This window comes from Mesorhizobium sp. M7A.F.Ca.CA.004.12.1.1 (assembly GCF_003997835.1).
Taxonomy (GTDB): Bacteria; Pseudomonadota; Alphaproteobacteria; order Rhizobiales; family Rhizobiaceae; genus Mesorhizobium.
Window position 1 is genome coordinate 1 of sequence record NZ_RZRK01000071.1, and the last position, 12968, is coordinate 12968.

Here is a 12968-nt window from a genome sequence, read left to right on the forward strand (position 1 = left end):
GATTTGACCACCGTCGTCGGCGAACGCTGGATCATGGTGACCTCGGCGCCGCTTTCCCAGAGGTCGACGCAGACATCGTGGCCGGAGCTGGCCGCGCCGATGACCGCGACTCGTCTGCCGCGGAATTTGTCGCCGCTGGCATACTGGCTGGAGTGCAGCAACTCGCCCTTGAACCGGTCGGCGCCCGGCAGATCGATCCGCCGTGGCGGACCGTAGGCGCCGGTGGCGAAGACGATGTGCTTCGGCTTCAGCGTGATCTGGCGGCCGACGCGGTCGACGACCACGGTCCAGACTTTTTCGGCCTCATCATAGGACGCGCTCAGGCATTTCGTGGCGACCCAGTAATTGAGCTCCATGACGCGCGTGTACATTTCCAGCCAGTCGCCCATCTTGTCCTTGGGCGTGAACACCGGCCAGTTTTCGGGGAAGGGAATGTAGGGCAGATGGTCGTACCAGACCGGATCGTGCAACACGAGCGTGCGATAGCGGTTGCGCCAGGAATCGCCCGGCCGCGCATTCTTCTCGATGACGATGGTGGGCACGCCGAGCTGGCGCAGCCGCGCCCCCAGCATGATGCCGCCCTGGCCGCCGCCGATGACCAGGCAGTAGGGCTGTTCCTCGGTGCCGAGCTCGCGCGTCTCGCGCGCCCGCGCCTCCGACCAGGTCTCGCGCCTGGGATCGGCCTTGTGGCGCACGCCAAGCGGCCGCTTCGCCCCCTTGCGCTCCTCGAAGCCTTTCAGGTCCGTCATTGCCGTGAACAGCGTGCGGCAGCGGCCGTCGCGCAGCCGCATGATGCCCTCTCCCCTGGCCACCGCGGTTTCGAAGCTGAACCACGCCTCGATGGTGCCATCGTCCGAGATCGCCTCGCCGGTCAGTTGCCACGCGCTCGGCTTGGCCGTCGCCAGCGTCGCCGCCAGCATGTCGGCGATCGCCTCGCGGCCTTCCATGGTGGTGATGTTCCAGGTGAAGGTCAGGAGATCGCGCCAGTAGCAATCGTCGACGAACAGGTTGCTCGCAGCGGCCACGTCGCCGGCTGCGAGTGCCTGCGCCAGGGATTCGAGCCATGCGGCTGCCTGTTTCGTCGGTGCTATTTCGAGCATTTCTTTCCCTCTTTGTGCATGCGCCCAATCCAAGTTGGGATCATCAATTGTTGAACTCGGCGCCGCCCCTCATCCGCCTGCCGGCACCTTCTCCCCGTGAACGGGGAGAAGGGAGCTAGTCTCCGAGCGGCTCCATCTCCTTGCCGGTGCGGTGGATCTGGGCGTTGTATTTGATGCGGCGCACGGTCTCGCGGGCCGAACCGTCGAGCTTGTAGGCCGAGGCCACCGCCAGAAGGTCGATCGCCGCCAGGAAGGCGAAGCGCGAGGCCGTCGGCTTCAGCGTGTCGGGATATTCGGGCACCGCCACCGTCAACCTGACGTCGCAGGCGCGGGCGAGTTCGGTGTCGGGCGCGGTTACGGCGATGGCGTTGGCGCGGTAGTGCTTGGCGAGCTCGACGGCCTCGATCACCTCGCGGGTGCGTCCGGTCGCCGAAATGGCGATCACCAGATCGCCCGGCTTGAGCGTCGAGGCGGTCATGCGCATCAGATAGGGGTCGCACTGGGCGCTGACGGTGATGCCGTAGCGGAACAGCCGGTATTGGGTTTCCTGCGCCAGCGCCGAGGAGCTGCCGCCGAGGCCGAACACGGTGACCTGGCGCGCCTTGGCGATCAGATCGGCGGCTTTCTGCAGCTGCGCCGGGTCGAGCTGCCGCTCGGCCTCCTGCAGCGCCCGGCGCGCCTCGCCGAATACGGCGTTCCAGAACGGCATGCCATTGTCATTGCTGACGGAGGGCGACTTGGCCAGATAGAGCGCACCGACGACGAGGCTCTGCGCCAGCTTCAGCTTGAAGTCGCGCACGCCCTCGCAGCCGATGGCGCGGCAGAACCGGGTCACCGTCGGTTCGCTGACCCCGGCGCGCTGGGCAAGGGCGGCGTTGGAGGCGTCGACGGCATATTTGACGTCGTCGAGCACGACATCGGCGACACGCCGTTCGGCCGGGCGCAATTCGCTGTAGGAATCCTTGACCAGCGAGATGATGTCGGGAATGCGCCGGACAGGATCGCGCCCCTCGGTATCCTGGCCTGGAACAGGCTCGTCCTGGCTGCCAGCTTCGTTCATGGGGTCCTGGTCTTTCCCTGGGTTGCGAGGCTGCCGTCTTAGCATGTTTGCACGCCCTGGCTCCACGCGCCCGACCGCATCGCAACCGCAGCGTGTCGTAGGGTAAAGATCACCTTCCTCCGGTCCTCTCCGATCCGTGTCAGTTCCGAAGTATGTAGGAAAGCAACATGCATTTCAAGGCCGCAAAACCGATATTAAAACAAGCAGATAGGCATACTAATCGATTTTCCTGATACGGTGGCCATCGTCGGTGCTTGACAGGAAAGTAGGATAGTTACAGACTGATTTTCGCTGGGGATGAGCCAATGGATCATCGCGCAATCTTCCCGGGGGGCAGATGAATACGGGCGATGCAAAAAAGCCGAAGCTTGGCGTGCAGGCAGCGACCAAGATCTATCACACGGCCTCCGGCGACCTGCTGGCGCTGGACCGCTGCAGCCTAGATGTCAGCGCCAATGAAATCGTCTCGATCGTCGGCCCTTCCGGCTGCGGCAAGACCACGCTCTTGTGGTCGATGTCGGGCCTGCACAGCCTGACCAGCGGCGAGATCCGGCTCGATGGCAAGGCCATCACCGGTCCGCATCCCGATATCGGCATCGTCTTCCAGGAGGCGAACCTCCTGCCGTGGCGCAATCTCGACGCCAACATCCGCTTCCCTTTCGAGATCAAGGGCGAGAAGCCGGACCGGGCGTGGATCGCGCATCTGCTCAACCGGGTCGGGCTCGACGGCTTCGGCGGCAAGTTTCCGCGTGAGCTGTCGGGCGGCATGCAGCAGCGTGCGGCGATCGTGCGGGCGCTGGCGCTGAAGCCCTCGGTGCTTTTGATGGACGAGCCGTTCGGCGCGCTCGACAGCTTCACCCGCGAGGAGATGAACCGGCTGGTCGAGGAGATCTGGCTCGACACCAAGACAACGATCGTCTTCATCACCCACTCGATCGAGGAGGCGATCTTCCTCTCCGACCGGGTCGTGGTGCTGAGCGCCCGGCCGGGCCGCGTCGCCAAGGAATATCGCGTGCCGTTTGCGCGGCCACGCTCGCTGGAGATCATGGCGACGAAGGAGGTCTTCGACCTCACCAACCGTATCAAGATGGACATTGTCGGCGAACGCACGCGGCCAAAAGCGCCGGAGCGCGCGAGCGCCGAGATCGTGAGGATCAGGCCGTGAGCGGAGGCGACGCCATTCCGGAATTCTCCAAATCCAAGTCTGCCGACGGCCACGAGGTCAGCCTGACCAATCTGTCGGCCTTCGCCAGCGGCCCCGGCATCAAGTCGGGCAAGGAGGTGGCGGCCATTCTTGCCGTGGCGGTGATCATCATCGGCGGCATCGAACTGGCGCTGCGGCTGTTCCACGTGCCGCTCTACATCATGCCGCCGCCGAGCTCGATCGCCTATGCGCTGTTCGACGAGTTCCCGCTGATCGCGCCGCATCTCGGCTACACGCTCGTCGAGCTGGTGTCCGGCTTCACCATCGGCGCCATCATCGGCCTGGTGCTGGCCGCCGTCATCACCCAGTTTCCGTTCGCCGAGAAGATCGTCGCGCCCTACATCCTGCTTCTGGTCACCACGCCGATGCTGGCACTGGTGCCGCTTCTGATCCTGCGCTTCGGCTTCGGCTACACGCCGCGCATCATCGCGGTGGCGCTGGCCGCCGGGCCGATGGTGATGATCAATGCCGCCACCGGCTTTCGCCGCGTCGACAGCGCCAAGATCGCGCTGGCACGCTCCTATGGCGCCAGCACCCTGCAGATCTTCTGGAAAATCCGAGCGCCGATGGCGCTGCCGATGATCCTGGTCGGGCTGATGATCGGCGCCATCTTCGGTCTGCTGACCGCGGTCGGCGCCGAAATGGTCGGCGGCGGCTTCGGCCTCGGCAACCGGCTGACCACCTATTCGTCGATGATCCAGATGCCGCAGTTCTTCGCCGTGGTGCTGATCCTGTCGACGCTCGGCATCCTGATCTACGTGCTGTTCTTCCTGATCGGCAAGAAATGGGCGAGCTGGGAGGCTTGAACACAGGGATATGACGGCGCGCCCGGGAGGCGGCGGCAAGAGACTGACATCAAACAAAAAAGGGGAATGCTATGACCAAAGAAAACTCCATCAGCCCGGCGGGCATCAGCCGCCGCTACTTCCTGCAGGTGACCGGCGCCGGGCTGGTGACCGCGACGGCGCTTGGCGCCACCGGCCTCAAGGCCAGGGCCGAACCCTACGGAAAATTCACCTGGATCTCGCCGCGCGGCACGCTCGAAGTGCTCGACGACTATCCCTACTGGGCAGCCAAGAAGGCCGGCTATTTCGATGGGCTGGACACCGACATGCAGCCGGGGCCGTCGGACGGCACCGCGACGGTGAAGTTCGTCGATGTCGGCCAGGCCGATATGGGCTTCCCGTCGCCCGGCGTGTTCTCTTTCGCCATCCAGAACGGCATGAAGCTGAAGTCGGTGTTCCATATGGGCGCCCGCGACACGTTCAGCATCGCCTTCCGCAAGGGCGAGGGATCGAACGATCTGAAGAAGCTGGAAGGCAAGACCATCCTGCTCGGCTCCGCCGCCTGGCAGTCGATCACCGACCCGCTGCTGGCGGCGCAGGGCGTCGACATCAAGAAGGTCAAATATGTCGAAGCCGGCTGGCCGACATGGGGCACGGCTCTTGCCGGCGGCCAGGGCGACGCTGCCCTGTCGTGGGAAGGCCTACGCGCCGAATGGATCGCCAAGGGGCTCGACTTCGAATACTGGCTCGGCGTGCAGAACTCAAAGCTGCCGGCCAATACTTTCGTCGTGCGCGCCGCCGATCTGGAGGACGCCGACAAGAAGGCGTTGCTGGAAAAGTACCTGCGCGGCTGGGCGATGGGCCTCGAATTCGGCTACCAGAATCCCCGCGCGGCGGTCGAAGCGGTGTTCGAGCAGTTCCCGACGCTGGCCAAGAATCTCGGGCCGGAGCTTGGCACCACCTCGATCCTGCAGCAGATCAACGTCTTCCGCGGCGACATGGACAAACGCGGCGGCTGGGGCTCGCACGACATGGCGAGCTGGCAGGGCTTCTTCGACGAAATCCACAAGATCGGCCAGATCACCGCTCCGGTGAAGGCCGAGGATGTCTGCACCAACGATTTGATCGGCCCGGCCAATGATTTCGACAAGGCCAAGGTCAAGGCCGATGCCGACGGCGTCAAGCTGTCGGAAGGTTTTGCCGCGCTCGATGTCGAGAAGATCAAGGCGCATCAGTTCGATTCGGCGGTGAAGTAGGGCTGGCAATTGTCCAGGTCAGCGCCGCCCCTCACCTGCCTGCCGGCATCCTCTCCCCGTAAACGGGGCGAGGGGACGCTGTCGTTGATGATTTCGCCAATCGCCAACATTGCGGCCAGCCCTTTCTCCCCGTCACTATACGGGGAGAAATGCCCGGCAGGGCAATGAGGGGCGGCGCCAACCTAAGGTGATTGTCCTGGATAAACATGCGGGCGACGGCAACAGCGCCGCCTGTGATTTAATCAAGAATTTGGGAGGCAGCGGTGTCCGACAGAGTAAAAGTGCTGGTGGTGGGTCTCGGCAATATGGGTGCGTCGCATGCCAGCGCGTATCACCGGCTCGACGGTTTCGAGATCGTCGGCATTATGAGCCGCTCGATCAAGAGCAACACGAAGATTCCGGGAGAGTTAGCCGGCTACCCACTCTACGAGGATTTCGACCAGGCGCTGAAGGAAACAAAACCGGACGCGGTGTCGATCAACAGCTGGCCGAACACCCACGCCGAATATGCGCTGAAGGCAATCGCCGCCAACTGCCATGTGTTCATGGAAAAGCCGCTCGCCACCAACAATGAGGATGCCGAGAAGGTTGTCGCGGCGGCGCGGGCGAAGAACCGCAAGCTGGTGCTCGGCTATATCCTGCGCGTCCACCCGTCATGGATCAAGTTCATCGAGGTCGGGAAGACGCTCGGCAAGCCGCTGGTGATGCGGCTCAACCTCAACCAGCAGAGCAGCGGCAGCGCCTGGCACTGGCACAAGAACCTGATCGATTCGCTGATCCCGATCGTCGATTGCGGCGTCCATTATGTCGACGTCATGTGCCAGCTGACCGGCGCCAAGCCGGTGCGCGTGCATGGCATCGGCGCCAAGCTCTGGGCGGAAGCCGACAAGCAGAATTACGGCCACCTGCACGTCACCTTCGATGACGGCTCGGTCGGCTGGTACGAGGCGGGCTGGGGCCCAATGATGAGCGAAACGGCCTATTTCGTGAAGGACGTGGTCGGCCCCAAGGGCGCGGTGTCGATCGTCGCCGGCCAGCAGGCAAGCAATGCTGCCGAACTTGCAGAGGTTTCGAGTTCCGCCGACATCGACCGCCACACCAAGACCGATGCGCTGAAGATCCATTATGCTCAGGTCGACGGCGACAAGAATTTCTCGAAGCCCGACGAGATCGTCAGCATGGAGGACGAGCCCGGCCACCAGGAGCTCTGCGACCGCGAGCAGGCCTTCTTCCTGCGCGCCATCCGCGAGGATCTCGACCTCACCGAGCAGATGGATGCGGCGGTCAACAGCCTGCGCATCGTGCTGGCCGCTGAACAGAGCATCGCACTCGGGCGGACCATCGACCTGGCCTGACGCAATCCGGCTGCTGGCGGCAATCGTTTCAGGCCGGCGCTGCCCCTCACCCTTACCCTCTCCCCGTGAAGAACGGGGAGAGGGGGTCGTCAGCGTTGGAGCGTCTCCCTTCTCCCCGTCACTATACGGGGAGAAGGTGCCGGCAGGCGGCTGAGGGGCGGCGCCAACGTTGGCAAGATCAACGAACGACGGGAGAGAGACATGGTCACCGAAAGTCTGCTGAAAACCTATGCCGAGTCCGACGCGCTCGACCTTGCGGCACTTGTGAAGCGGGGCGACGTTTCACCGGGGGAACTGGTGGAGGCGGCGATCACGCTGGTCGAGCGGCTCAACCCGACGCTCAATGCGGTCATCCATCGCCTCTACGACATGGCGCGCGCCCAGGCCGAGACAATCGACACATCAGCGCCCTTCGCCGGCGTGCCGTTCCTGCTCAAGGAGCTGGCCTCGTCCTGGACCGGGGCACCGAACACCAACTCCTCATTCTACCTCAGGGATGTCGTTGCCGATTTCGACACCGAGGTCGTTCGCCGCATGAAGGCGGCCGGGCTGGTGCTGGTCGGCAAGTCGAACGCGCCGGAGAACGGTTGGTCGATCACCACCGAACCAAAACTCTACGGTGTGACCAAGAACCCGTGGAAGGAAGGCATCACGCCCGGCGGCTCGAGCGGCGGCGCTGCCGCGGCCATCGCTTCGCGCATGGTGCCGATCGCCGAGGCCAGCGATGGTGCAGGCTCGATCCGCATTCCGGCCTCCTGCTGCGGTATCGTCGGGCTGAAACCGTCGCGCGGCCGCGTCAGCCTCGCGCCGTTCGGCGACTATTGGTATGGCGGCGCGTACTTCCTGTGCTGCTCGCGCACCGTGCGCGACACGGCGGCCTATCTCGACGCGGTTGCCGGCGCGCTGCCGGGCGACCCCTATACGCCGCCGGTGCCCGATGGTTCTTGGCTCAGCCTGTCGGCACGGGCGCCAAAGAAGCTGCGCATCGGCTTTTCCGTCACGCCACCCAACGGCACGGCGATCGATGCGGAGGTGAAGGCGGCGGTGCTGGCAACCGTGGCTGCGCTCGAGCGGCTCGGCCACGACGTCGAGGAGCACGATATGCCGCTCGACGCGAACGCTGTGTGGAAGACCTACACCAACATGACCTGCGTGCAGACGGCGGCGACGTTCGACTACCTTGAGACGGTGATCGGCCGGCCGGTGACGCCAGGCGATGTCGAGGCGGTGACTTGGGCAATCATCGAGCGCGGCCGCTCGACCAGCGGCACCAGGCACATCTCCGATGTCGAGCAGCTCAGGCAGGTCGGCCGCGACATCGTCGGCGACCTCGGCGCCTACGATATCTTCATCACCCCGACCCTGACGCAGCTGCCGCGTCCGTTCGGCTATTACGACATGTCGGAAACCGACATCGACCGCTACAACGCCAAGTGGGCGGATTCGGTGTTTGCGTTCCCCTTCAACATCTCCGGCCAGCCGGCGATCTCGCTGCCGCTCGGCTGGTCGAAAGACGGCGTGCCGATCGGCGTGCAACTGGTCGGCCGCTACGGTGACGAGGCAACGGTGCTGGCCGCGTCGGCGCAGCTGGAGCAGGAGATGCCGTGGAGCGATCGGCGGCCACCGGTGAGTGGTTAGGTGCTGGCCACCTCACCACCGAGTTCCGTGGCGCCCCCCTCTGTCCTGCCGGACATCTCCCCCTCAAGTGGGGAGATCGGCTGCTACGACCACCTTCGCCAATATTCGACGTTGAAGACGAAGACCGACGCCGAAACAGTCAATCTCCCCACTTGAGGGGGAGATGCCCGGCAGGGCAGAGGGGGGCGCCGTAGAGCGCTATCTTTGAAAAACGACCACGCCCTCGCTACCCAATCCTCTCCAGCCGTCTCGGCAAGCGGTTCATGGCGACAGCCCCGTCCGGTGTGATCAGGAACTGATCCTCGAGATTGAAGCTGGCGAGGCCGTCTATGTAGAGCGGGATCTCGAAGGCCAGCACCATGCCGGCTTCGATGACGACATCGCTATCGGCGGCGATGAACGGCCATTGCTCCGAGAAGACCGACTGGCCGACGCCATGGCCGAAATGACCGCGGCGGTAGGTGCGCAGCCCTTGCCGCGCCAGGCTGTCGGTGGCGACGCGATGCACGTGGGTGAGCGTGGCTCCCGGAACAAGCGCTGCCAGCCCGTCGTCAAAGGCCCGCTCGGCGATCGCGTGCAGTTCGGCCTGCTCGGCGGATGGCGATCCGAAGGTGAAGTTGCGCGACATGTCGGAGGCGTAGCCGCCGACCGTGCAGACCATGTCGCACTTCAGCGGATCGCCAGGCATGGCTTTCGCATCGGTGCTTTTGGCCTTCGCGCCCAGCGTCACATATTCGGCTGTGGCGACCGGATGGGACAGGCCGGACGCGGCCGTGGCGACGCCTTGCCGATAGAGGGCAATGAGATCGCCCTGACGCATGCCGGCCATGGCATCGACCTGCAGCCGCTCCAGCCCGGCTTCCGACAGGATGATGCCTTGCTGGAGCAGATCGATCTCGCGCGGCGACTTGATGGCCCGCAACCTGTCGAGCACGGCCGAGCCGTCGACCATCGTGCAGCCCGGCAGCAGCGCCTGCATGACCGAGAGATCGGCGGCGGGAATAAAATCGAGATCGACGCCGATCCTTGCGCGCTCAAGTCCGAACCCGCTCAGGATCTCCTTCAGTTCGCGGACGGAACGGGCAAGTTCGAATGTTGCCGGCCGGGAAAAACCAGGCGCCCGGCCAGACGAGGCAAGGCCGGCCTCGACGCGTTGCGCCAGCCCTTGCCCTGCGGTCGAGGCGTCAAGCGTGGCGGTTTCGATCCAGATCGGGTGGCTGCGGATGACGGCATCCGACAGAGCCAGTTGCAGCTGTCCCGCATTGAAATCCGCCACCACGACGCCCACCGGCAAGTCTTGGCCAGCCGGGATGACGACGAAGCCGGCGCCGGCGCGCCGGAACAGTCCCGACGGCCCGATCGAGGCTCCGGTCGCATAGTGGAAGGCCTCAGGCGCGCACAGCACCAGCGCCTCGATGCCGGCGCGGTCCATCAGTTGCGCCGCGCGCTGGCGATCGACAAAGCCTGTCATGGGTTTCTCCACTGTCCGAAGCGGCAACGGAGCATTCCGGGTGCGCACAATCAAGCCGCTGACAGCAGCTACTTGATCGATTCCAGCTTGGCGACGGCGGCGGTGAAGCCGGCCAGCGACACCGGGATGGTGACCGGCTTGCGGGTGACCGATTCCATGCCGATGTTCAGATTGGTCCCGGACTTCATGGCCTTGATGAGATCCGCCGACAACGGCGTGGCGGCATAGGCGCCGTTCTGGTCGCTGGTCTGGATGGCAATCGTCGTCTTCTGGCCCTGGTCGATCTGGAAGGAGGCGCCGGACGGCAGGAACAGGCCGTGCGGCAGGGCAAGCAGCATGGCGAGGCTGCCATTGCCGTTGTCGCGGCGCACGGTCACGGTCAGCACGCGCTGCCCGGTCTTGGCCTCGGTCAGGTTCTGCGACACCTGGCACTGAAGCTCGGTGGTCGCCGAACCGGAGGAGCAGTTCACCGCCCACGGATTGGCATCGGCCGGTTTTGCATTGGTTTCAGCCGGCTTTGGCTGGGCCGGCTTGGCATCTTCGGCAAGGGCTGGGCCGGCGGCCAGACCAAGCCACAGGGCGGCCAGCCCCGCGGCCACGCCAAGTAAATTAGACTTGTCTAAAGTAAGTGCCATGTTGTTTTGCCGGATGCCTTGCATGTTTCCTCGCCGCGCCCCGGTATTCTCCCGAGCATGGCTTGATACAACACTCGCGACTGTTCCGAAAGCCGAGCCGGAGGCAAGCAAGCCGGCGAAATTACTGTGGCCTTTCAGACACAGCGAGCAATTTTGCAGGAAAGCTCTAGAAATCGGATCGGCCAGGACTCGCTATACAATAGAATTCGAGTAAGAATCTACACGGGGCGCGTGTAGTCCCCGAAGGACTCGCCAGGGATGGGAACTACCGAGACTTCTCGGCAAGTTGGTGAGATAGCGGCGCGTGGGGAGGATTTCCACATTCGCGCTGGCTATCGCCGTTCGCAAATCGCCAGGCATCTTTGGAAGACGACGGCGCTGACGACGCTGGCGCTCGGTCTTTCCAGTCTGACGGCCCATGCCGATCCGAACGGCCTGTGGCAGCCGCAGATCCGCGCCATCATCGGCGCCGACAACAATGGCGGCAACGGCGCGCTCGAAGGTTTCATCCCGCTCAAGCAGACGGCCGAATCCGTGCTGTTCCTGGATGTCCGGGCCAAGCATGATTTCAAGGATGGTTCCGGCCAGGATGTCGGCCTCGGCATTCGCCGCATCGTCAACCCGGACCTGATGATCGGCGGCTACGCCTATCTCAACCTCGAGAACTACAACTCCACCCAGTTCACCGCCGCCACGCTGGGCGCCGAGGCGATCACGCCACATTTCGATGCGCATGTGAACGTCTATCTGCCGATCAAGGGCGATTCGACGGATCACTCGACCAGTTCGACCCTGTCGATGGTCAGCAACCAGCTGATCGAGCAGATCTCGGTCCTTGACCACCGCGACTACGCCGCGTGGGGCATCGAGGGCGAGATCGGTGCGCAGGTGCCGGTCGCCCTGCCCGACAAGCATTCGCTGCGGCTCGACATCGGCGGCTATCACTTCGAGGATCCGCATGGCGACGACGGCAGCGTCACAGGCGCCAAGGCCGGGTTCGAGTATACGATCGGCGATGTCTTCGGCAGCAACACGGAACTGGTCTTCGCCGGCGAGGTCCGCAACGACAATCGCGACGACACCCAGTTCGCCGGCAGCGTGCGGCTGAACATCCCGTTCAATCCCGGCAGCGGCTCGGACAATGCGGCCAATGGGGCCGACAACGGGCCGGAGCCGGTCTATCCGGTCAGCGAAGGCCTGCGCAAGCGCGTCAACGAACGCGTGCGTGGCGATATCGGGGTCCGCGTCCAGTCGCAGACGCTGACCGGCGGCTCGACGACGCGTGTCGCGATCAACGCCGCCACCAATGCCGCCTTCGGCAAGTTCTATTTCGCCGATGGCGGCCTCGCCGGCGCCGGCACGCTGGCCGACCCGACGACTCTGGACGACGCCGTGACCAAGTCGGGTGCGAACGGCTTTGTCGTCGCGCTTGGCGGCAACGGCAATCTGACGACCGGCGGCGTGACGCTTGCCAATGGACAGACCGTCATCGGCGGCGGCGAAAGCGTCACCGCCAGGCTTTTCGGCGGCGGCACCAGCACCTTCAACCTGGGCGGCAGCGACGGCACGATCCAGGGCACCAACGTCGCCAACCCGGTCATCACGCTGGGCAACGGCAACACGCTCAACGGCATCACCATCACCGGCGGCGCCGACGGCATTTTCGGCAACAACATCACCGGCGCGACGCTGACCAATGTGACGGTCACCGGTGCGGGCGGCAACGGCGCCGACTTCACCGGCAGCTCGACCGGCATCACCGGCTCCAATTTCACCGCCACCGGCAACGGCCTCGATGGCTTGCACATCGAAGGCGACGGCACCTACAATTTCACCGGCACGACGCTGCTGCAGGGCAATCTCGACGACGGTCTCGATATCAGCGGCAAGGGCACCTACACCTTCGCCACCATCAATGCGCAGGACAATACTGACCGCGGCATCACCGTGCAGGGCACGTCGACCGGCGGGACGTTCACCACCACCGGCGGCACAATATCGGGCAATGGCGGCACCGCCGTCTTCATCGATCCGATCACCGCTCATGTGGTGCTGGACTCGATCAGCCAGAGCGGCGGCACGTCGGGCGTCGTGCTCGAGAATGTCGCGGGCAGCTTCACCGTCAACGGTGCGACGACGATCTCCGACACGACCGGACCGGCGATCGCCATTTCGGATTCGCCGGCGGCGATCCGCTTCGGCGACATCAGCATCACCAATCCCGGCGCCGACGGCATCTCGTTTGCCGGCGTCAATGCGGCGGTGGTCACCGGCAACATCGTCATTTCCGGACTGGGTGTCGGCACCGGCGTCGATTTCTCCGGCAGCAAAACCAATTTCACCGCGCAGTCGCTCAACATCACCGGTACCGGTGCCGCCGGTTCGATCGGCATCGACCTGACCTCGCCGAGCGTCGGCGGCGCGGTGATCACCATCACCGCTGGTGGCGTCATCGCCAATGTCG

General features: G+C 64.5%; 10 protein-coding genes. 6 read left to right on the forward strand and 4 right to left on the reverse strand.

The annotated features are described in order from the left end of the window. Window positions 1-1100 (reverse strand): NAD(P)/FAD-dependent oxidoreductase (locus EN984_RS06060; RefSeq protein ID WP_164765388.1); only part of this gene is annotated, 1100 nt, incomplete at its 3' end. A gap of 115 nt (window positions 1101-1215) precedes the next feature. Beyond that, on the reverse strand, window positions 1216-2160 hold the full coding sequence (locus tag EN984_RS06065) for a MurR/RpiR family transcriptional regulator (RefSeq protein ID WP_127273418.1): 945 nt from the start codon (window positions 2158-2160) through the stop codon (window positions 1216-1218). A gap of 337 nt (window positions 2161-2497) precedes the next feature. On the opposite strand from EN984_RS06065, the gene EN984_RS06070 reads away from it, so the two are divergent. The 5 genes from EN984_RS06070 to EN984_RS06095 all read left to right on the forward strand — a co-directional run bounded on the left by EN984_RS06070 (window position 2498) and on the right by EN984_RS06095 (window position 8398). Further along, complete coding sequence (locus EN984_RS06070) at window positions 2498-3325, forward strand: ABC transporter ATP-binding protein (protein WP_127267334.1); 828 nt, start codon at window positions 2498-2500, stop codon at window positions 3323-3325. Next, window positions 3322-4170, forward strand: a complete 849-nt coding sequence (locus EN984_RS06075; protein WP_127267335.1) for an ABC transporter permease — start codon at window positions 3322-3324, stop codon at window positions 4168-4170. The genes EN984_RS06070 and EN984_RS06075 overlap by 4 nt, the downstream gene beginning before the upstream one ends. A gap of 71 nt (window positions 4171-4241) precedes the next feature. Continuing rightward, complete coding sequence (locus EN984_RS06080) at window positions 4242-5405, forward strand: ABC transporter substrate-binding protein (protein ID WP_127267336.1); 1164 nt, start codon at window positions 4242-4244, stop codon at window positions 5403-5405. A 263-nt stretch (window positions 5406-5668) separates the two neighbouring features. Further along, on the forward strand, window positions 5669-6760 hold the full coding sequence (locus EN984_RS06090; RefSeq protein ID WP_127267337.1) for a Gfo/Idh/MocA family oxidoreductase: 1092 nt from the start codon (window positions 5669-5671) through the stop codon (window positions 6758-6760). A 201-nt stretch (window positions 6761-6961) separates the two neighbouring features. Beyond that, the gene (locus EN984_RS06095; RefSeq protein WP_127267338.1) at window positions 6962-8398 is read left to right on the forward strand and encodes an amidase; all 1437 of its coding nucleotides are present in this window, start codon (window positions 6962-6964) and stop codon (window positions 8396-8398) included. Between the two features lie 226 nt (window positions 8399-8624). Here EN984_RS06095 and EN984_RS06105 read toward each other — a convergent pair whose 3' ends face one another. Beyond that, entirely contained in the window at window positions 8625-9869 is a 1245-nt protein-coding gene (locus EN984_RS06105) for a Xaa-Pro peptidase family protein (protein WP_127267339.1), read from the reverse strand. A 68-nt stretch (window positions 9870-9937) separates the two neighbouring features. Next, window positions 9938-10504, reverse strand: a complete 567-nt coding sequence (locus EN984_RS06110; protein WP_236382972.1) for an invasion associated locus B family protein — start codon at window positions 10502-10504, stop codon at window positions 9938-9940. Window positions 10505-10762: 258 nt separating this feature from the next. Between EN984_RS06110 and EN984_RS06115 the strand changes: the two genes are divergently transcribed. Beyond that, window positions 10763-12968, forward strand: a 2206-nt coding sequence (locus tag EN984_RS06115; protein WP_206517405.1) for an inverse autotransporter beta domain-containing protein, incomplete at its 3' end; no start/stop codon positions are given.

Coding starts and splice junctions, on each gene's coding strand:
- EN984_RS06065 (WP_127273418.1), bottom strand. CDS start 2,160: ATGAACGAAGCTGGCAGCCAGGACGAGCCTGTTCCAGGCCAGGATACC.
- EN984_RS06070 (WP_127267334.1), top strand. CDS start 2,498: ATGAATACGGGCGATGCAAAAAAGCCGAAGCTTGGCGTGCAGGCAGCG.
- EN984_RS06080 (WP_127267336.1), top strand. CDS start 4,242: ATGACCAAAGAAAACTCCATCAGCCCGGCGGGCATCAGCCGCCGCTAC.
- EN984_RS06095 (WP_127267338.1), top strand. CDS start 6,962: ATGGTCACCGAAAGTCTGCTGAAAACCTATGCCGAGTCCGACGCGCTC.
- EN984_RS06105 (WP_127267339.1), bottom strand. CDS start 9,869: ATGACAGGCTTTGTCGATCGCCAGCGCGCGGCGCAACTGATGGACCGC.
- EN984_RS06110 (WP_236382972.1), bottom strand. CDS start 10,504: ATGGCACTTACTTTAGACAAGTCTAATTTACTTGGCGTGGCCGCGGGG.